Genomic DNA, 20818 nt, shown 5'->3' with positions numbered 1-20818 from the left:
AGGTACATGTCCTACATTGCAGTAACTCTGCTTTTATGCAATCTGATTTATTATGTATATCATTTTTTAAATGGATCATAGTCTGTTAAAATCGCGTCGAAATAAAATTTTTGATTACTAGAAATATATGGCCAGGCATGGAGCATTATGTTTTCCATGAACTTGACCCTTCATTTTCAAATGCTAACATGTTGAACTTCGTTCTTTTGTCATATGCATGCTGAAAAAATGCAGGAATAAACTCAGCTATGAAAAATCAAACAGCGCAGGATCCTCCGTCTTTGATTGAAGTCAAGAATTTGAGTTTCAAGCGGGGTGAGCGTGTAATTTATGACGATGTCAGTTTAAACATTCGTCGTGGACAGATTACTGCCATTATGGGACCTTCCGGAACTGGTAAAACCACTTTATTAAGATTGATCGGTGGGCAACTGACGCCTGAACAGGGTCAGGTTTTACTGGACGGTAAAGATATTGCCAAGATGTCCCGTTCTGAGCTTTTTTCTGCACGTGCACGTATGGGCATGCTGTTCCAAAGTGGTGCTCTGTTTACCGACATGAGCGTCTATGAAAATGTTGCCTTTCCGATTCGTGCGCATACCAAATTGCCTGAACATCTGATTGCTGAAATCGTGGCTTTGAAACTCGAATCAGTAGGACTGCGTGGGGCAGAGCAGATGATGCCTTCAGAGCTGTCTGGCGGGATGAATCGTCGTGTCGCATTGGCTCGTGCGATTGCACTGGACCCAGAGCTGATCATGTACGATGAGCCTTTTGCCGGGCAGGATCCGATTGTCATGGGAGTTTTGACCCGACTGATCCGCTCTCTACGTGAAGCATTGGATTTAACAACCATTATTGTTTCGCATGATGTAGCAGAGACTTTATCGATTGCTGATTACATCTATGTGGTCGCAGAAGGCAAAATCCAGGGTGAGGGCACAGCAGAGGAATTGAAAAATCATCCTTCAGCCTTTGTGCAACAGTTCCTAACCGGTTCGGTTGAAGGCCCGGTAGATTATCAGTTTAGTCATCAGGCTTATTTAAGTGATGAGGTACGTTCATGAATGCCATTGCTGCCTTAGGTAGACGCGTTATTGAACGTGTTCAGGGGATTGGTGTTGCAACACTGATGCTGTTACAGATTCTCTTTTCCATGCCGACCTGGCTTGGAGTAAAGCTGTTTGTTTATCAGATGTACCGGGTTGGGGTGTTGTCACTCTTGATTATTGCGGTATCTGGCCTGTTTATTGGTTCAGTACTCGGTTTGCAGATGTATACCATCCTGTCAACATTTGGTAGTGAAGCGATGCTTGGTACTGCAGTGGCTTTAACCCTGTTACGTGAATTGGCACCTGTGGTTGCTGCCTTACTGTTCGCGGGTCGTGCCGGCTCTGCTTTAACCGCCGAAATTGGTCTGATGAAAGCGACCGAGCAATTGTCCAGTATGGAAATGATCGGGGTTGATCCCTTAAAACGGGTGATTTCACCACGCCTTTGGGCCGGTATTTTTAGCTTGCCAATGCTCTCAGTGATCTTTGCTGCGGTCGGGATTATGGGCGGAAAAATGGTAGGCGTTGATTTTCTGGGTGCTGATGAAGGGGCATATTGGAGTGGCATGGAAAGTACCGTGCGATTCTATAAAGATGTCCTGAATGGCACCATTATCAAGAGTTTTGTTTTTGCATTAATTTGTACCTGGATCGCGGTTTATCAGGGTTATGCCTGTGAACCAACATCAGAAGGTATCGCAACTTCTACAACACGTACGGTCGTCTATTCTTCGCTGTGCGTATTAGGTTTTGATTTCGTGTTGACTGCGGTCATGTTCGGAGGTATTTAATGAAATCACGTACTAGTGAGCTGGCCGTTGGTGTTTTTGTCATTCTTTTCGGTATCGCCCTGTTCTTCTTGGCGATGCGTGTCAGCGGTCTGGTAGGCACCAATATTTCTGATAGCTATCAGATGACAGCGACTTTTGAAAATGTAAATGGCATCAAACCACGCGCTAAAGTTGCTTTAAGTGGGGTGAAAGTCGGTCAGGTCGATAAAATTACACTTGATCCGGTGACCCGTTTAGCTACAGTCCATATGACACTGGATGGCTCTTTGACATCCTTTAATGCCGAGCAGCTCAAGCAGGTTCAGCAGGAAGCCCTCGAAGAGTTACGTTATAGTTCAGACTATACCGCAGCCGATCCTGCGCAACAAAAATCAATGGAAAAACAACTATTAGACAACATGAAATCCATCACCAATATTGATGAAGATGCTTACATTATGGTAGCAACAAATGGTTTATTGGGTGAAAAGTATCTGAAAATTATTCCAGGTGGCGGTCTGACTTACTTGAAACGTGGTGAGCAGATTGTGAACACTCAAGGGACCATGGAAATTGAAGATTTAGTGACGAAATTTATTACCGGTGGTGCCGGAAAATCGTCAGATAGTCAGGAAAGTGCCTCAGAAGAAGCTGCATTTTCAGAAACAACAGATGCAGAACCTGCATTTGTTGAATAACAGATTGAGGAGATTTGAGTGAAGACTTTAGTAAAACAAACGCTTGCTGCAAGCATTCTTTCAACAATGGTTGCTGGTACAGTGTTTGCTGCACCGTCTGAAGCCCCACCTGCTTTTATTAAAAGAGTTGCAGACAATTTGATTGATCGTCTTAAAACCGATCATGCCAAATTGCAGAATAATCCTGCGCTTGTGAAAACGATTGTCCGTCAGAACCTTGACCCGTATATCGATTCACAATCGTTTACGCGGATCGTGATGGGGACTTATGCGACCAATCAGTATAGTACTGCAGCGCAGCGTGCACAGTTTGAAAAAAACTTCCGTGAAACCCTGATTGAAAATTATGGTACGGCTTTCTCTAAGTTCAGTAACCAGACTTACAGCGTTCGTCCTTACAAGGCGACTAACAGCAAAAATCCTGTGGTGACCATCGACTTTAATAACAAAGGCGAGAAAATTCCGGTTGCTTTCCAGCTGGTTGATAAAGGTTCACAATGGAAAATCCGTAACATCAATGTGTCTGGTATTGACCTAGGTCTGCAGTTCCGTAACCAGTTTGCGGCTACAGTAAAACGTAATGGTGGCAACCTGGATAAAGCCATTGCTAACTTCAAGCCAGATGCTGAAGCGGCGATTGACAAGAAAAAATAAGATAGGTGAGCTGTGATTCAATTCAATAATCAGGAACTGCAGGTTTCAGGCAAGATTGACGCTGACAATGCGCAAAGCTATTACTTAGATGGTCTGCGCGTCATTCAGTCACAGGACAAGTTTCCTGTGGTAGTTAATCTGGCTGGACTTAAGCAGGGTAGTACTTTGGCTTTGGCAGTTCTGGTGCGCTGGTTGCGCCAAACTCCACAAGTACGAGGACTACAGTTTAAAGCGGTTCCTGAGAAAATGATGAAGATCATTCAGGCCTGTCATTTGCAGGATGATTTACAGATCATTCAGTAAATAAAAAAGCACCGAAAGGTGCTTTTTTATTGCCGGTATATTTTAAAAAAGTTCCTCTCTCTCAAAGGGAGCTTAGGAGGGATTAGTTAATTAACCTCTCCCTAACCCTCTCCTGAAAGGAGAGGGGACTTGTATTTTAAAAAAGTGGAGAAAATGGGCCTAGACTCGAACTTTAAGCAAATATTGGAAGTCTTTTCTCTCTGGGCGAGATTTAAAGCACTGCCTTAAATCTAAGCACAAGAGAGTTAGAGAGGGTTAATTCTGACCTCACCCTTGAGCAGCAGTACTGCACATCACCTGAAAAGAGAGGGAAATTTCTCCCTTAGGAGAAATTAGGAGGGATTCTAAATCCACTTCTTCCATCTAAAGTAAATCAATGGCCCAATCAAAAAGCCCATAATAATAATGCTCACCATCACAAAGCTCATCGAACCTTGAGCGAAGGGCAAGACATCAGTGTTCATCCCGTAAATACTGGCAATCAGCATGGGTGGGGCAAGCATACTCGGTAAAATCGAGAAGCGACGGATCGTATCATTCTGTTCAGTGTTAATGAATCCGGACGTGGTATCCAGCAAGAAGCGGACTTTCTGGAACAGGAAGGCATCATGCTCGACCAGTGAGCGAACGTCTTCACTGAGTTCCCGAATATCCGCATCATAAATATGACTGCCTAAGGCTCGTGGACGTGACAGGAAGGTAAGTACCCGTCGTAAATCGATCAGACACAGCTGAGCTTTTCCGAGCATATCTTCCAGTTGGGCCAGACGGGTAATCATGTCATCCAGATCGAGGATCTGCTCACGATGCCGGTTATTCAGAACTTCAGTTGAGTATTTTTCCAGATCCTTATGTACATCTTCCAGAATATCCGCTAGCTCATCCAGTTTGGCTTCGAGTAAACCGAGCAGAATCCAGGTCGGATCTTTATAGTCAATATCATAATCATTGCGACGTGCACGGGCACGAAAGGCCCGGAAAGCTACCAGCTTTTCACCACGCAGGGTAAAGAGCCGGTCTTTATGTAAAATGAAAGCGACTGTCTGAACTGTCGCGAGGATGCTGGCATCATCCTCATGTTCACTTTCGACCTGATAATTTTTATTTTTCGTTAAGAAATAGGTACTGATGTGCAAAATACCGTCATCATCACGGTAAAATCGGGCACTCGAAGAAATATCTTCCAGAGACTTTAAAGTGGGCAGGTTTTGCTCATAGGCATCCAGAATCCATTGCTGTTCTTCCTGTGAAGGCGCAATTAAATCTATCCAAACCAGTTCCGGATGCAGGTCGAAATCACCATTGATGGTGGCATCTTCTAGGCTACCGCGCTCTGTGGCGTAAAAGGCTTCAAGCATGCTGTCTTTTCTCCCTTGCGCAGTATGTTAATCTAAATGCGTGTATTTTAGACAAGGAATTGAATAAAAACACTGATTGTGCAGTTATTTTTGAAAAAAAACTCTCAGGCGCTGCCTGCGTACTATATACCGGCAATGCAATGGTGAAAATGATGAATTCTATCGCAATTTTCTGTGGCTCAGCGCTAGGTTCTGAACCTAGTTATAAACAAATTGCTGAAAAGGTAGGCCAAACCCTGGCAAAAAGACAGCAAACACTAATTTATGGTGGGGGTCGTTCCGGATTAATGGGCATTGTAGCAGATAGTGCCTTAGCTGCAGGGGGCGAGGTCATTGGTGTCATTCCAAGACCCTTGGTAAATCGCGAACTGGCACATCCGCATATTACGAAGTTGTATGTGGTCGATAATATGCATGAGCGTAAGACCAAAATGTCAGAACTCTCCGATGGTTTTATTGCCATTCCAGGTGGGGCTGGAACGCTCGAGGAAATTTTTGAGCAGTGGACTTGGGCTCAACTCGGGATTCATAAAAAACCTTGTGCTTTTCTTAATGTCGATGGCTTTTATGATGATCTGGTTAAATTCATTCAGATGACCACAGACAAAGGTTTTACCAAGCCACGTTTTACTGAAGCTTTGATTGTGAGTGATGACTTCGAAGAAATTTTGCAGAAATTTCAAGATTACCAGCCGCCTGAAGCAAAATGGGGTATGGTCGATCAGGAAGATCTCGTAAAATAGGGATTTCCTATTTGATCGTTCCGAATTCATGAAAATTATTACCGTTGCAGCTGCCATTATTTTGAATTCTGATCAGCAGCTGCTGGTGGTTCGTAAGAAAAATACTGACTGTTTCATGCAAGTCGGTGGCAAGTTGGAACCGGATGAAGCACCTGAACGCACCCTGCTACGTGAAATTCAGGAAGAAATTGGCTGTCAGGCTGAGATTCAGCAATTCATTGGGCGTTTTGAGACACAAACTGCCAACGAACCGGATCATCAACTGGTCAGTTATGTTTATCTGGTGCAATTAGATGGCGAGCCACATATTGAGGCTGAGATTGCCGAAATGAAATGGGTGGACCTGAATCAGAAAGATGTGAAACTTGCACCATTGACTACAGAAATTGTCATACCCTGGGTTAAAAAGAACTTATTGGTACAAGCCTGATTTAAAGTTTGGCTCCTGCCAGACAAGCGGCGTAAATCTGCTGGCAGCCCAGTTTTTCCAGTTGCTGGCTTAAAGCTCGAATCGAGCTGCCAGTCGTAACCACATCATCGATAATCAGAACCTTACGATAACGAACTTTTGAAGAGGTAGTGACCCTGAATTGGGCTTCAATGTCTTCGATACGTTCCAGACGGCTTAAGCCTTTTTGTGAATGTTGCTTGAGTCGTTCAATGGGCTGCCAGACAGGAACTTGTAAGTGTTTGGCAACATGCTTGGCTAGTAATAGGGATTGATTATAGCCACGTTCGACCAGCCGTTCGGTTGAAATCGGCATAGGAACCACTGCACTGATTTTAGGAAATTTTAAGGTCAGTAATGCACCTGCCAATAAAGGTTCCAGATGCAGCTTTTGTTCATATTTAAATAATTGAATCAGGCGATCCATTGGGTAGGCATAGTCACAAGCCACTTGAAACTGCATTTCCTGACGCTGAATGGTCTGATGTGCCCAAGGTAACTGTTGCCAGCAATCCTGACAGACAGAATGCAGGTTTTGATAATCTGTCTGGCACAGCTGACAAGGCTGTAAACGATTCAGCCAGAGTTTACCCTGTTGTAAAAGCTTAAACATAGGCATAGCGTGGAGCCTCAGGTAGCCAGCGTTTTAATAATCCATCCGCCTGTTTCGGATAATCTTTTAGCATCTGCTGGGCGACATAATGGGCCTGATTCAACAAGTGATTATCACGTTCCAGCTTGGCTACACGGAAACCCATATCACCGGTCTGTTTGGTACCCAGTAATTCACCTGGACCACGTAATTCCAGATCTTTCTCGGCAATGATAAATCCATCATTGGTTTCACGCATGATGTGCAGACGTTCCTGACCATTTTGGGACAATGGATTTTTGTAAAGGAGGGCACAGAAACTGGCTTTGGCACCACGACCCACCCGGCCACGCAGCTGATGTAGTTGTGACAGGCCGAGACGCTCGGCATTTTCAATCACCATAATGGACGCATTCGGAACATCGACTCCGACTTCAATTACGGTTGTAGCAATGAGTAGCTGCAGTTTGTTGTCTTTGAATTCCTGCATGACTGCCTGTTTTTCATCGGCTTTCATCTTGCCATGTACCAGACCGATATTCAGTTCAGGAAAGCGTTCCTTAATTTCGGCAAAGGTTGCTTCTGCAGCTTGGGCATCCAACGTTTCAGACTGTTCTACCAAGGTACATACCCAATAAGCTTGCTTACCTTCAGCACAATTCGTGGCAATCCGTTGCAGAACCTCTTCTCGCCGATCTAACGGAATAGTCACAGTCTGGATCGGAGTACGGCCCGGTGGGAGTTCATCAATAATCGAAGTATCCAGATCCCCATAGGCTGACATGGCAAGCGTGCGTGGAATCGGGGTCGCGGTCATCACCAGTTGATGCGGCGACATGCCATCCAAGCCTTTATTTCTCAAGGCTAAGCGTTGATCGACCCCAAAACGATGCTGCTCATCAATAATCACTAAGCCCAGTTTGGCAAACTCGACATTTTCCTGAAACAGGGCATGTGTGCCCACCACCAGATCCGCGCTACCATCACGGATCACTTGCTCTGCTGCAGCACGGGCTTTACCTTTCTGTTTCCCGGAAAGCCAGGCGACATTTAAACCGAGTGGTTCGAACCAGCGCTTGAAGTTGAGGTAATGCTGTTCGGCCAGAATTTCAGTGGGTGCCATCAGCGCGACTTGCCAGCCTTCTTCTAGGGCATGACAAGCTGCTACGCCGGCAACCAAGGTTTTTCCTGCACCCACATCACCCTGCACCAGACGTAGCATCGGTTTATTCTGTTTCAGGTCTATGGCAATTTCTTTGGATACACGTTTTTGTGCACCGGTCATTTCGAAAGGCAAACCGGCCAAAAGCTGTTTGGCATAGGTTTTACTCGGGGAAAATGAAGGGGCTTCAATCTGCTGAATAAAGGCACGCCGAGTCAGTAAACTGATTTGATGCGCCACCAGTTCCTCAAAAATCAGACGCTGCTGTGCCGGATGTGAGCCTTGAGTGAGCTGCAACATATTGGCATCCAACGGTGGATGATGAATATATTCCAATGCCTGCTTCAGGCCATAACCATTGCTAAATTTTTGTGGCAACAGTTCAGGCAAATCATCACTATGCAGTTCTAGTGCCTGTTTAATATATTCCCGCAGCTTGGGCTGAGTCAGTCCTTCGGTTGCCGGATAGATCGAGGTGAGTTGGGTATGGGGTAGAGGTGTATGTTCAGTAATGACTTGCAGCTCTGGATGATACATTTCCAGACCACGGGCGCCGACTCGTACTTCACCAAAGACCCTTAAACGGTTACCTAGCTTGCAGCGATCGGTAATGCCTTTATAAATGTGATAAAAGCGTAAGGTTACTTTGCCAGAATCATCATCCAGTAACACCGCCATGGACTTGCGTTTACCGGGAGGGAAATCAACCCCTTTCACGACACCTTCCAGCAAATAGCTGCGTCCCACTGTCAATTGATTCATGGGAATGATCGTGCTACGGTCTTCATAGTCACGTGGTAGATGAAAAAGCAAATCATCAGTATTAAAGATATTTAGTTTTTCGAGTAAAGCAGCGGCGGCATTGCCAACGCCTTGTAACTGATGGACTGCAGCCATGTCCCCTCAACCAGGTCTGTGATTCGGTGTCGAATGCATATTTTATTTATTGGTTATGGTAAAACATCCGAGCGGGTAGCTAAACAATTATTTGAGCAAGGTCATCAAATTAGCACAATTAGCCAAAGTCCCAAAACAGATTCATTCGCAACTCATCTGATTCAGGATGTGCACATTCTGGATTTAAGTGTAGTCGCTCCGATAGATTGGGTCTATGTGTTACTCAGTCCCAAACAGAGTTGTGTCGAAGCCTATCAGCATACTTATCTGGATTCGGTTCAGCCAATCGTTACTGCCTTGAAATTTCATCCGGTAAAAAGAATGGTGGTGGTGTCATCAACCCGGGTTTATGGACAGAATGCGGGTGAAAGCGTGGATGATGAGACTGAAATTCATTCGAATGATGCTCAAGGTGAAATTCTGCATCACATGGAACAGGCGTATCTCGCCGCTTATCCTGAACAATGCACCATTATCCGCCCAAGTGGGATTTATGGGACTTCTGTGGCACGTATGCAGAAAATGGCAGCATCAATGACCAGCTATCCAAATCTGCATTGGTCGAATCGGATTCATATTGAAGATTTATCACGTTTTCTGGCTCAGATGATTCACGTGGAACATCCTGATTCTTCATATATTTTGACCAATAATGAGCCACAACTTTTGCATGAAGCCCTGCAATGGTTCCAGCAGCAGATGGGCGTACCTATATTGAAAGTGGAAAGTGACAGGGTGACGGGTAAAAAGCTGTATGCCACAAGAATGGAAAAGATAGGCTTTGAGTTAGAGCATCAGGATTGTTTTCAGGATTATTTAGAGTTGATGAATAAGACTGATTTATAAATTTGGAAGTTCCTCCTTCCTCTGGGAGGAGGTTAGGAGGAGGGTTTTTTAAATCACCTCTCTCTAACCATCTCCTAAAAGGAGAGGGAATATCTATTATTTTTATTAATTCTCAAGCAAAAAAAGAGAGGCAAAAACCTCTCTTTTCCTTTACTTAAGCTTTACTTTTTCTTGCGTTTCGCACGTTTCTTGGCTTGTTCAGCCGCAACTGCATCTAATGCTTCTTTCAGCTCTTCATCGGTAAAGGACGTGATGTGATGCAGCATTTGCAGCTTCACTTCATCCAGTACCAGATCTGCATACTGCGCAACATTGGTCAGCTGCTCATCATAGACAATGGCATTGTCTTCGTTGGTACATATATAGCCTTTTTGCGTCAAAACTTTGATAAAGCTTTGGAATAAGGCTTTATCAAAGAATTCTGGTGAGTTGAATTCATATAGTACAGAAAGGCGTTGCCCCACCAGATGACTCAGTTCTTCCACCTGACGGGTCGAAATGTTGCCTGGTCCACGCTGAGTGATTAAAGCCAGTGTCATATAGTAACGCTCCAGACTTTGGGTCACTGGAGCAGCCAGAACTTCAAGCTGGTGATGCGCTTCAGTATTTGGTGCTGGTGCTACCAGATTTTCACCATCTTCACTGATCAGGTTGGTTGCAAGTAAAGCATCGATATATGCGTCAACGTGTTGCTGAATTTCGTCTTCTTTCCATTTCAGGAACAGCTCGGCTTTCAGGAACGGATAGAGCGTACTGCTGGCATTAATCGCATCTTCACGACGAATCATGCCGTTGTGTTCTACCAGTGCTGCAATCAGGGAAGGCAGTACAAAACTATGCACGATGTTATTACGGAAATAGGTCAGCAATACAGCCTGATTATCCTCAATCGCAATAATATCGCCCAGAACATGTTTCACCCGTTTGATCAGCTTGAGCTTCATTGCATAGGCAATAATCTCTTTACCTGAAAGTGAGGTAATTTGCATACGCTCATCATAAGGTAAAGCCACCAGCAGATTACGGTAGGTATCCAGCTGCTTGATACAGATTTCTTCGTCCAGGGTATGTTTCGGTGTTGCCAATAAAATGAGTGACAGCAGTGAAACCGGATTCACCACGACTGCACGGTTGATATTTTCCAGAATGGCTTGAGCGGAACTGTTGACTGCGTCGGATACCGGCTGCGGAATCGGATCATCATTCTTTTCAATTTTGATATGTTCTGCACCGTGCTGTTTCAGGATGTCATCCAGAAATACCGGTTCACCGAAGTTCAGATGGACCTTGCCAAAAATACGTTCAATTTTGCGCAAGGTTTTCAGGATACCGAAAATAGATTCTGCTTCTTTCGGCTTGCCGTTCATCTCACCGACATAAGTACCACCTTCCATCAGGCGTTCATAGCCGATATAAGTCGGAACAAAGACAATTGGCTTGGCCTTGCCACGTAAATGACTATGTATGGTCATCGCCAGCATGCCGGTTTTTGGTGGCAGTAGACGACCAGTACGTGAACGGCCACCTTCGATAAAGTATTCCAGTGGAGTATTACGCGACAGCACGCTATACAGATACTCTTTAAATACAGTGGTATAAAGTGCATTACCGCGGAAGGTACGACGGATAAAGAAAGCACCACCACCCCGTAAGATCTGGCCCACAAATGGCATGTTCAGGTTATCGCCTGCCGCAATATAAGGCACCATTAGGCCACGGCGATAGATTACGTAAGACAATAACAAATAGTCGATATGACTGCGGTGACATGGCGTATAGACAATTTCATAATCTTTGGCCAGTTCACGCACGGTACTGAAATTATGCACTTCAACACCGTCATAGAGCTGGGTCCATAAACGGGTCAGGGCTTTATCGGCGAAGCGCACGGTAGAATGAGAATAGTCCGATACAATTTCATTCAGATAGCCAATCGCACGACGCTCTGCTTCCAGCATACTGATTTTGCTACGGATACTTTCGTTACGAATAGCCGCCTGTACATCCGGAGATTTAATCAGGCCATGCATCACATTACGGCGATCTGACAGGTCAGGGCCGAGAATCACTTCACGCTGTGCATCTAGATAATCATTTAGTCGGCTAACAATATAGGTCGCTGGCGCTGAATTTGGATAGGTTTCTTTGGCAAAGTCCATGAGGGCGCGTAAAGATTGCGGCTCGTGAAACTCCAGATAAGACTGGCGGCCATGCAGACCGATATTCACCAGCTGTTTGACTCGGCTTGGTGTTGACCAGGTATCGGTAAATAAAAGCTTGAACCAGGAATCTTCTTTTTCAGGATCACGACCCCAGAGCACAGTGACCGGTACTAGTTCCACGTCTAGTTCAGGATTTTTTTCGAGTACTTCAATCAGACGTAACAGACGTGGTGGAAAGGCATGTGGTGGTGAGCTAAGCAGATTATTCTCATCATGGTACTGCAGGAACAGCACAGAAGCCTTTTCCTTGCTGTCACCAATCTGTAGAGGATCGAGCGCAGGTGGCATATTTAAACGGCGAGTTTCTGCATCAACTACCAGCGCATTACTGCGTGAATGATTCTGCAAGATATAGCAGACAATTTTCTGCTGCGCTGCCGGAATCTGGTCAGTAGTAGGAGTTGTCACTTCACTTGGTACTTTCCCAAGAACATGCGGGGTGACCACAAGATCAAGTAGCTTACTTGAAAGCTTGCGATACATTTGACCAAAGCCACTCTTGGACATAGTTACTCCTAATTTTACTGACCAAAACTACAGAATTTCTGAGGGAATTTATTTTGATTGATTATAAAAACAAACAATATGTCATTTTCTGACAAATTCAATCGAAGTGGTTCAATTTTAGCGCGAAAGCAGATGTTTTTCCTAGTAAGTTGCAAGAGCAGTTGACAGAACAGTCAATCAATCTTTAGAAGATTGCTTGGATTTTATGGCAGAATATTCAGAATAAATTGTATAGATTTATTTCTACACTTCTGGATCTTGCCAATATCACACAGGTTGCTTATGAATGCCTTAACACAGGAACTGGTCGAGCTGCTCAGTTTAGAAAAGTTAGAAGAAAATATTTTCCGGGGAATTAGCCGTAATCTGGTAGGCAAGCGCGTATTTGGTGGGCAGGTTCTGGGACAGGCCCTACGTGCTGCGTCTTATACCACAGATCGTCCTGCACATTCATTGCATGCCTATTTCCTGTTTGGTGGCGATGTCAATGCACCGATCATTTATGAAGTAGACCGTATCCGTGATGGCAAAAGTTTCGTCAGCCGTCAGGTTCGTGCCATTCAGCATGGCCGTACTATTTTCATGTGTATGGTTTCTTTTGCGCATCAGGAAGAAGGCCTGAACTATCAGATTTCAGAACCTGAATATCCACCGGCAGAAAGCCTGAAAAATGAAGCAGAACTCACCCGGCAGATTATTGAATTTATTCCGGAAAATGTACGTGCGTCTTTCATGCGTGACCGTCATGTCGAGATTCGTCCTGTGATGCCGGTGAACCCATTCCAGCCGCAACCGGAAGCGCCGAATTATGCGCACTATATCCGTACTCATGGAAAGATTGCTGCAGAAGTGGATGAAATTTCCCTACATCAAGCGATTGCTGCTTTCTATTCAGACTTTACCTTAATGACCACGGCACTACGTCCGCATGGTTTGAGTTATCTGTCTCCAAGCTTGCAATGTGCCAGTATTGACCATGCCATGTATTTCCATAAACCGTTCCGGGTAGATGAATGGATGTTATACGACATGGATGCTACTCAAAGTGCCAGTTCGCGTGGTCTGAACTTTGGCCGCATGTGGCAAAATGGTGAGCTGGTCTGTAGCACCACACAAGAAGGCCTGATCCGTTTACGTGAAATTGAAACCCAGTAAAGCGGACTTTTAATCTAAATAAAGCCGGATCCCAGATCCGGCTTTATGTTTTTTAAGCATGGCTCTTTATAAAAAATTACTCGATTCTCCAGTATTTGCATGGCATATTGCCCTTAAGATCAATATTAAAAATGCATGTAAAATGAGCTTAAATACGCAGATTTTAATTGCCGCCGTATTGGGGGTACTGTTTGGATTTTTACTGACTTTATTTCCGCAAAGCACATTTTTTGATGTCGGCCTGTACGGGATTGGAATTGCCAGCAGCCTTTTTATTGGCCTGCTGAAAATGATTTTGATTCCTCTGATTTTTACTTCAATCGTGGTTGGTGTGTCTAATCTGCAGGCGGGGGGACAGCTGAGTCGAACCTGGAAAATTACTTTGCTGTGTTGTGTGACCACCACCTCATTGGCACTGATTCTTGGCCTCACTTGTGCACATCTGTTTGATGTAGGGAGAGGTGTGGATGTGGTGATGTTTCAGGATGCCATGGCTCAGCATCAAACGCCTGATACCTTAACGCCGTCGTCTTTCTTTACTAATTTTATTCAGAATACCCTAATCAATCCCTTTAAGGCCTTTGCTGATGGCAATGTCCTAGCCGTTGTAATTTTGGCTCTATTTATCGGTGTGGCTCTGGTCGCAGGTGGAGACAGCTTCCGTACTGTGCGTAAGCTCAGTCACCAGTTTTTTGACATCATGATGTTGATGATTGGCTGGATCATGAAACTGGCACCGATTGGGATTTTTGCATTACTCGCCAAGTTAATTGCCACTGAAGATATTTCAGTACTGAGCCGTCTGGCCGAGTTTGCGGCAGTCGTGACAGGTACCACAATTTTTCATGGGATAGTGGTGTTGCCATTATTGCTATGGATCTTCGGAAAAATGAATCCACTGACTTTTTTTAAAGGCACCCGTAGTGCATTAATTACCGCCTTTGCCACCAGTTCCAGTTCGGCAACCATGCCGATTTCTTTAAAGTGCGCGCAGGAAAATCTAGGGGTACGTCCGCAAACAGCCGGTTTTGTGATTCCACTTGGCACGCAGCTGAATATGGATGGAACAGCACTTTATGAAGCAGCCGCAGCTTTGTTTATTGCCAATCTGATGGGGCTGGATCTAACCTTAGGTCAGCAGCTGGTGGTTTGTGCCACGGCAATGATTGCGTCCCTAGGTGCACCGGGCATTCCAAGCGCCGGCATGGTCACCATGATCATGGTGCTGCAATCGGTGGGGCTGCCTGCTGAAGCGATTGCGATTTTACTTCCAATTGACCGTCTGCTGGATACCGTACGTACTGTGGTCAATGTACAGGGCGATATGATGATTAGTGTGGTGGTAGATCGACATACCCGCGAGCCTGAAGTGCCAGTTTAATCTTTGTCTAATTCAGCTTTATCTAAGTCTGGATTCCAGACAATTTCCCAGAGATGACCATTGGGGTCCTGAAAATAACCTGCATATCCGCCATAAAAAGTCGTGTGTGCAGGTTTAATAATTTTAGCACCGGCACGTTCTGCCTGTGCCATTGCTTGATCGACTTCTAAGGGACCGTAGACATTATGCCCCAGAGTCATTTGAGTCGGACAGATTGGGCTTGGCTCCAGACCGGTATCTTGCTGGATACTACGCTGTGGCCATAAGGCAAGCTTAAGACCAGGTTGTAATTGAATAAAAGCCACCGCGCCATATTCAAACTCTTCACCCATAATGCCTTCACTGGGAAAACCCAGTCCGTCACGGTAAAAGTGTAGTGAAGCTTCCAGATCGAGCACACCGAGGGTAATCACAGAAATCCGTGCTTGCATAACTCCCTCCTGATTATGATTGTTATATTTCTATCTCAGGACAAATAAAAAGCAGGGAAGCGATCTCTGCTGTTAGAAATTGTAATAACAGGCAAGCTTAAGCGACTTTGAGAGTAGCACGTTTGGCTGCCTGTGAATGGTTGAGATAATGCAGCGCATCATCGGTACTGCCTTCATGCACCGGATCATACCAGGGCATTAAGTAGCCGAGCTGTTGGGATACTAACCACAGTGGATTTGGCAACAGGCGGTTATCTAACTGGGAAATACGTAACCATCCTTTCCAAATCCAGGGTTTATGTATGGCAGGTTTAAGTGGTTTAAAGCGTGGATCCTGTGCCATTAAATGTGCAGCACCATCCACCCAAAGGCCAATTACACCAATAATGACCACCACACTTAGATAATATCGCGCAATATAGCCGCCACCTAGGTGACGGTATAAATCAAAAGCCACACTACGATGCTCAATTTCTTCAGCACCATGCCATTTCACCAGATCCAGCATATTCGGATCAGCACCCAGACGTTCCCATTCAGTATTGTAGAGTGCATATTTACCCAAGACACAGGTCATATGTTCTATCGTCGCAATGATACCGAGACGAAACAGATCCCATTGGTGTTCTAAGATTTTAGGAATTTTGAGACCGAATGGCTGATCGGCGAGCAGCTTGTTAAATAGGAAATGCATGATGTCCAAATTGCGCTGGCTATCAATCTGACGTTCAGATCAATATTCTTTATTGGACGAATTATGTGCCTGGGCATGCATGGCTTCCTGACGGATAAACGCCTGTACATCATGCTTTAATTTTTCGTCAGTGATCTGGGGGAGAACTTTATTATATAAGCGGCAGAACCAGAGTTCACTCGCGGGCAGAATATTGTTAATTTCATTGACGAAGTAACTGGCAAAGGGCTGATCAGGAATCCAGTCGACTGGAGTGTCTTGCCATTCAAAGCTGACTTTGCGAGGCTGGATAAAATAGGAAATGGAAGAGCCAATTATTGTTGTTTTGAAGCGCGAAAGTAAAGACATGGTGTGAATCCATCACTGCTTGATCAAGACAGTATGAAAAAAATATCCCGAATTGCAGCAGGCAATACGGGACATCCTTTTATCCGATCAAACACATTCGGCTTATTTGTGTGGATCCTGTTCGACAATCTCAGTTGGATCGACTTCCACAGGTGCGTCCAGATCATTCAGTTCACTGGCACTGACTTCATGAGCGCTGTTGGTCTCATCTTCATCTTCTAATAATTCAATTGGTTCATCAGCTTCGTTTAAATCATGCATTGAAGCTTCAGGAATGCTGTCCAGATCAAATTCAGGTGCTTGATTCAAAGTGAAGTTCAAACGGCCGCCCATCACACTGGCCAATTCTTCCAAACCTTGCTTGTTTAGAGAAGAGAATAGTTGAATCGAGAAATCCAGCTTCATCTTTTTCAGTTTGGCTTTCACTTCTTGTAGCGCTTTCGAAGCGGGGCCACGGTTCAGTTTGTCGGCTTTGGTCAGTAGGACATGTACGAATAATTTACGTGAATACGCCCATTCCAGCATCATCACATCAAAGTGTTGTAGCGGGTGACGGATATCCATCAGCAACACCAGACCTTGAAGGCTCTTACGGTGAATCAGATAGTTTTCCAGTTCTTTCTGCCAGACAATTTTCATGGCTTCTGGGACCGCTGCATAGCCATAACCCGGTAAATCGACCAGACGCTGATCCGGATTGCCAAGGCTAAAGAAGTTGATCATCTGGGTACGGCCTGGTTTTTTGGACGCACGGGCCAACTGTTTCTGATTGGTCAGGGCATTGATGGCACTCGATTTACCCGCATTAGAGCGGCCAGCAAAAGCCACTTCATAACCGGTATCTTCTACACACAAGCTCAGCTTGGGTGCACTCATCAGGAACTCAGCTTTGCGTAACCAGTTGAGGGCTTGTACCGAATATTCAGTAATGGCTGGATCGACCTTTTTTTCATAGCTGATCTTTTGCTTTGGGGCATTTGATGCCTTACTGTTTTTCGACTTTCCTCTGCTGTGATGCATGACTCAACTTCAATGACTAATTATACAAGAAGCTATTATAAAGGAAGTCGGGCGGGCAAGCGAACTTTAGAATTGTTCAATAGAATAAGGGTATTAGAGATTGATCAGACTAATCGGTGACTGGATACTAAAATGTTCCTTAGTCGGTTCAACGACATCACCCAGAATATATTGATCCAGACTGGTATAGAACTGCTCCACAGCCTGATCCAGAATGCCTTTTAATCCGCAATTGGTACGTAATATACAAGGTGGATCATTACATTCTACAATCTGGTTGTCACGTTGTAGAATACGCACAATCTGTCCTAGCTGAACTTTCAGGGCAGCCGGATTGAGACGGATTCCACCCCCTTTACCGCGAGAGGTAATGAGCCAGTCCTGTTTTGCCATAAAGTAGACGATTTTCATGGCATGGTTCTGTGAAATCTGTAAGCGCTCCGCCAGCTCGGCAATTGTATAAGGCAGATCACGAGGTTGTGCAACATACATCAGTATGCGCAGCGCATAGTCAGTAAATTTATTCAGTTGCATGATAATACTGATGTTTTTGATGAAAAAATTAGGGTTAGTCTAGCATACCAGACTAACCCTCTGTTTTTATTTTAAGCTGAAGAAGCAGTTAGTGGCGTACACCACCTGTGCCAAAGGCTTCGCTATGAATGTTCTCAGCAGGAATTCCGCGAGCGACAAGTGCCTTTTGCTGTTCAGCCATAAATGGCATTGGGCCACAGAGATAGTAGTCTGCATTGGCTGGTAATAATGCGCTATCTACAGTGCTTAAGTCCAGTCGACCGGCAACATCATAATCCTCGCCCAGTTTATCGCTTGGGTGCGGGAATTCATAAGCAGTCATTGTGCTTAAACGTGGGTATTTGGCTTTCAGGTCATGAATATGCTGTTTCATTGCATGAACCTGTTTGCTACGGCAGGCATGGATAAAAGTCACAGGCTGTGGCATGTCCAGAGTCACCAGCTGGTTTAGCATGGCCACCATTGGAGTTAGACCTACACCGCCACTGATGAACACATTACGTTTGTTCGGATCGATCAGGTAGAAGTTACCTGTTGGTGCAGAGACTTCAATTTCTGAACCTTCTGGCAGGCTGTGTAGGGTATTGGATACCCAGCCTGGAACCATGTCGCCTTTCTGGTCTTCACGTTTCACCGAGATACGCAGGTAATCCGCTTGTGGGCAAGTCGATAGAGTATATTGGCGTGGCTGTTTTAGGTTCAGCTCAGGCACGAATACACGTACTGAAATGTATTGGCCGGCTTCATATTTTGGTAATGGACCGCCGTCAACTGGAGTCAGGTAGAACGAAGTGATTTCATCACTTTCCACGACTTTCTTGGCAATCTTGAAGTTGCGCCAGCCTAACCAGCTACCTTTAGTCTGTTCATGCTGGTCGTAAATCGCTTTTTCAGTTGCAATAAACAGATCCGCCAGTTGACCGTATGCTGCAGCCCAAGCATCAATCAGTGGATCATCCATAGAAATGTTCAGCACTTCACTGATCGAATATAAAAGGTTTTCCCCAACAATACCGTAGTCCGGTGCCTTAATATTTAAGCTCACGTGCTTGTGTGCGATCAGCTCAACCACAGGTAACAGCACAGATGGATCTTCGATATTTTCAGCATAAGCCAGAACCGCACCTGCCAAGGCTTGTGCTTGAGCTCCACTGCGTTGATGTCCCATGTTAAAGGTTTCTTTCAAATCAGGATTATTGCCTAGCATGCGGTTATAGAAATAACCGGTCAGGGCTACCCCATTTTCACGAAGTACAGGAACAGTGGCTTTTACAAGGTCAATTTGCTGTGGAGTCATAGCTGATCTCTCATGTCTGTTATTTATAAGATGTATTTAAAATACATCTTATAAAATGCTTTTACAATATAGTAAAAGCATAAAACCATAAAAAAGTTATGGGATATAAAAATATCCCATAAAAATGATGTTTTCGATCGGAGAAAGGAGGGTTATTTACGCCCGAAGAGGGAACCTAATAGACCACGCACAATTTTCTGGCCGGTACTACCACCAAGACTACGTGCTGCACTTTTAGCAAAGGTACCCACAATATCCTGAGTAAGTTTTTCACGTTGCTTAGCTGTACGTTCAGCTTCTTTTTGCTGTTCACGTGCCAAACGTTCCTGTTCCTTGGCTTGCTGTTTAGCTAGAACTTCCTGTTCTTTGGCTTGCTGCTTGGCAAGTTCCGCGGCTTGAGCCTGCTGCTGACGTTCCAGTACTTTTTGCTGTAGTATCTCATGCGCACTGTCACGGTCAACTTCCTGCTCATAAATACCAGCCACGATGCTTTGTTGCATCAGTGCCTTACGTTCTTCTGGTGTAATCGGGCTAAAAGAGGAATGTGGGGGCATGATCCAGCCACGTTCAACAATCTGCGGAGTCCCTTTTTCATCCAGACAGCTAATCAGCGCTTCACCCATAGCAAGTTCAGTAATCGCTTCCTGCACTTTAAATTCTGGATTGGCACGGAAGGTATCTGCCGCCGCTTTGACTGCCTTCTGGTCTTTAGGCGTAAAAGCGCGTAAAGCATGCTGAATGCGGTTGCCGAGTTGCCCTAATACGCTTTCAGGTAAGTCGAGTGGATTCTGGGTGACAAAGTAAATCCCGACACCTTTGGAGCGGATCAGACGCACCACCTGTTCAATCTTTTCCTGAAGGGCAGGGCTGGCATTATCAAAGAGTAGGTGGGCTTCATCAAAGAAGAACACCAGTTTCGGTTTGTTTAGATCACCCACTTCTGGTAACTGTTCAAATAACTCTGACAGCATCCATAGCAGGAAAGTGGCGTACAACTTCGGTGTGTTCATCAGCTTGTCGGCAGCCAGCAGATTGATATTACCGCGACCTTGGCTATCCGTTTGCAGGAAATCCATCAGGTCTAATGCCGGCTCACCAAAAAATTTATCCCCACCCTGATCAGCAAGCGCGAGCAGGTTGCGTTGAATCGCACCGAGACTGGCAGGTGAAAGATTGCCATATTCCACTTTAAAGTCTGCAGCATGTTCACTGACATAACTCAGCATGGCTTTCAGGTCTTTAAGGTCGATCAGTAACAGGCCCTGATCATCGGCAATCCGGAAGACTGCTGAGAGAACACCTTCTTGTGTGTCATTCAGGTTCAGGATGCGGGCAAGCAGAAGCGGCCCAATTTCAGAAATGGTAGTGCGGATCGGATGGCCCTGTTCGCCAAACAGATCCCAGAACACGACCGGCGAAGCTTCAAAAGGAAGTGAGTCAATATTCAGGCTTTTAATGCGTTCATCAAACTTAGGATTGCTTTCCCCCGGCTTGGCCAGGCTGGAAACATCGCCTTTGGCATCGGCAAGGAACACGGGTACACCAATGCGGGAAAAACTTTCTGCCAAAACTTTCAAAGTTACCGTTTTGCCGGTTCCGGTCGCGCCGGCAATTAGTCCGTGACGGTTGGCAAGCTGTGAGTGCAGTACAATATCTTGCGTGGTATCACTGGTTTTTTTAGCAATAATGATTAGTGTGCCCATAAA

Annotated in this window: 19 protein-coding genes and 1 pseudogene; 10 read left to right on the top strand and 10 right to left on the bottom strand. The window is 45.1% G+C overall.

The genetic code is table 11. The annotated features are described in order from the left end of the window. Positions 1 to 248: 248 nt before the first annotated feature. Genes RJ01_RS00320 through RJ01_RS00300 form a run of 5 tightly spaced genes read left to right on the top strand, consistent with a single transcriptional unit; the run spans position 249 to position 3477 of the window. Positions 249 to 1067: an ABC transporter ATP-binding protein gene (locus tag RJ01_RS00320; protein WP_034169677.1), complete on the top strand. Its 819-nt coding sequence runs from the start codon at positions 249 to 251 to the stop codon at positions 1065 to 1067. Further along, on the top strand, positions 1064 to 1843 hold the full coding sequence (mlaE, locus tag RJ01_RS00315) for a lipid asymmetry maintenance ABC transporter permease subunit MlaE (protein ID WP_004786970.1): 780 nt from the start codon (positions 1064 to 1066) through the stop codon (positions 1841 to 1843). The genes RJ01_RS00320 and mlaE overlap by 4 nt, the downstream gene beginning before the upstream one ends. Beyond that, on the top strand, positions 1843 to 2520 hold the full coding sequence (locus RJ01_RS00310) for an outer membrane lipid asymmetry maintenance protein MlaD (protein ID WP_034169676.1): 678 nt from the start codon (positions 1843 to 1845) through the stop codon (positions 2518 to 2520). The genes mlaE and RJ01_RS00310 overlap by 1 nt, the downstream gene beginning before the upstream one ends. Positions 2521 to 2538: 18 nt before the next feature. Next, complete coding sequence (locus RJ01_RS00305) at positions 2539 to 3174, top strand: phospholipid-binding protein MlaC (protein WP_004786965.1); 636 nt, start codon at positions 2539 to 2541, stop codon at positions 3172 to 3174. Between the two features lie 12 nt (positions 3175 to 3186). After that, on the top strand, positions 3187 to 3477 hold the full coding sequence (locus tag RJ01_RS00300; RefSeq protein WP_034169675.1) for a lipid asymmetry maintenance protein MlaB: 291 nt from the start codon (positions 3187 to 3189) through the stop codon (positions 3475 to 3477). Between the two features lie 344 nt (positions 3478 to 3821). Here RJ01_RS00300 and RJ01_RS00295 read toward each other — a convergent pair whose 3' ends face one another. Then, positions 3822 to 4835, bottom strand: a complete 1014-nt coding sequence (locus RJ01_RS00295; protein WP_004786961.1) for a CorA family divalent cation transporter — start codon at positions 4833 to 4835, stop codon at positions 3822 to 3824. Positions 4836 to 4987: 152 nt separating this feature from the next. On the opposite strand from RJ01_RS00295, the gene RJ01_RS00290 reads away from it, so the two are divergent. Together RJ01_RS00290 and RJ01_RS00285 are read left to right on the top strand one after the other, a co-directional pair. Further along, positions 4988 to 5578 carry a TIGR00730 family Rossman fold protein gene (locus RJ01_RS00290; RefSeq protein ID WP_034169802.1) on the top strand — a complete coding sequence of 197 codons (591 nt, stop codon included), beginning with the start codon at positions 4988 to 4990 and terminating at the stop codon, positions 5576 to 5578. A 28-nt stretch (positions 5579 to 5606) separates the two neighbouring features. Beyond that, positions 5607 to 6008, top strand: a complete 402-nt coding sequence (locus tag RJ01_RS00285; protein ID WP_034169674.1) for an NUDIX domain-containing protein — start codon at positions 5607 to 5609, stop codon at positions 6006 to 6008. Between the two features lies 1 nt (position 6009). Here RJ01_RS00285 and RJ01_RS00280 read toward each other — a convergent pair whose 3' ends face one another. Both RJ01_RS00280 and recG read right to left on the bottom strand, forming a co-directional pair. Next, positions 6010 to 6645: a ComF family protein gene (locus RJ01_RS00280; protein ID WP_034169673.1), complete on the bottom strand. Its 636-nt coding sequence runs from the start codon at positions 6643 to 6645 to the stop codon at positions 6010 to 6012. Beyond that, positions 6632 to 8677: an ATP-dependent DNA helicase RecG gene (recG, locus tag RJ01_RS00275; RefSeq protein ID WP_034169672.1), complete on the bottom strand. Its 2046-nt coding sequence runs from the start codon at positions 8675 to 8677 to the stop codon at positions 6632 to 6634. The genes RJ01_RS00280 and recG overlap by 14 nt, the downstream gene beginning before the upstream one ends. Before the next feature lie 33 nt (positions 8678 to 8710). On the opposite strand from recG, the gene RJ01_RS00270 reads away from it, so the two are divergent. Next, a complete protein-coding gene (locus tag RJ01_RS00270) occupies positions 8711 to 9523 on the top strand; it encodes an NAD-dependent epimerase/dehydratase family protein (RefSeq protein ID WP_034169671.1) in 813 nt (270 codons plus the stop codon). Positions 9524 to 9684: 161 nt separating this feature from the next. On the opposite strand, the gene plsB is transcribed toward RJ01_RS00270, so the two are convergent. Further along, the gene (plsB, locus tag RJ01_RS00265) at positions 9685 to 12252 is read right to left on the bottom strand and encodes a glycerol-3-phosphate 1-O-acyltransferase PlsB (RefSeq protein WP_034169670.1); all 2568 of its coding nucleotides are present in this window, start codon (positions 12250 to 12252) and stop codon (positions 9685 to 9687) included. A 282-nt stretch (positions 12253 to 12534) separates the two neighbouring features. On the opposite strand from plsB, the gene RJ01_RS00260 reads away from it, so the two are divergent. Beyond that, entirely contained in the window at positions 12535 to 13407 is an 873-nt protein-coding gene (locus tag RJ01_RS00260) for an acyl-CoA thioesterase II (RefSeq protein ID WP_004786947.1), read from the top strand. Between the two features lie 142 nt (positions 13408 to 13549). Then, positions 13550 to 14788 (top strand): dicarboxylate/amino acid:cation symporter, encoded by a 1239-nt coding sequence (locus RJ01_RS00255; protein ID WP_034169801.1) that lies wholly within the window; start codon positions 13550 to 13552, stop codon positions 14786 to 14788. On the opposite strand, the gene RJ01_RS00250 is transcribed toward RJ01_RS00255, so the two are convergent. The 6 genes and pseudogenes from RJ01_RS00250 to RJ01_RS00225 all read right to left on the bottom strand — a co-directional run bounded on the left by RJ01_RS00250 (position 14785) and on the right by RJ01_RS00225 (position 20815). Further along, positions 14785 to 15219 carry a VOC family protein gene (locus RJ01_RS00250; protein ID WP_034169669.1) on the bottom strand — a complete coding sequence of 145 codons (435 nt, stop codon included), beginning with the start codon at positions 15217 to 15219 and terminating at the stop codon, positions 14785 to 14787. The genes RJ01_RS00255 and RJ01_RS00250 overlap by 4 nt on opposite strands. A 97-nt stretch (positions 15220 to 15316) precedes the next feature. Continuing rightward, a pseudogene (locus tag RJ01_RS00245) lies at positions 15317 to 16261 on the bottom strand (metal-dependent hydrolase). A gap of 102 nt (positions 16262 to 16363) precedes the next feature. Next, positions 16364 to 17281, bottom strand: coding sequence for a ribosome biogenesis GTP-binding protein YihA/YsxC (gene yihA, locus RJ01_RS00240; protein ID WP_034169668.1), 918 nt, complete (start codon positions 17279 to 17281; stop codon positions 16364 to 16366). 93 nt (positions 17282 to 17374) lie between these two features. After that, on the bottom strand, positions 17375 to 17815 hold the full coding sequence (locus RJ01_RS00235) for an Rrf2 family transcriptional regulator (protein WP_034169667.1): 441 nt from the start codon (positions 17813 to 17815) through the stop codon (positions 17375 to 17377). Between the two features lie 88 nt (positions 17816 to 17903). Then, complete coding sequence (hmpA, locus tag RJ01_RS00230) at positions 17904 to 19112, bottom strand: NO-inducible flavohemoprotein (RefSeq protein ID WP_005233731.1); 1209 nt, start codon at positions 19110 to 19112, stop codon at positions 17904 to 17906. 152 nt (positions 19113 to 19264) lie between these two features. After that, positions 19265 to 20815: a helicase HerA-like domain-containing protein gene (locus tag RJ01_RS00225; RefSeq protein WP_034169666.1), complete on the bottom strand. Its 1551-nt coding sequence runs from the start codon at positions 20813 to 20815 to the stop codon at positions 19265 to 19267. Positions 20816 to 20818: the final 3 nt, after the last annotated feature.

The sequence above is a fragment of the Acinetobacter sp. YZS-X1-1 genome (assembly GCF_000804305.1).
Lineage (GTDB): Bacteria > Pseudomonadota > Gammaproteobacteria > Pseudomonadales > Moraxellaceae > Acinetobacter > Acinetobacter variabilis.
Note: the sequence above shows the minus strand (reverse complement) of the source record. Positions and strands in the feature narration are given on the sequence as shown.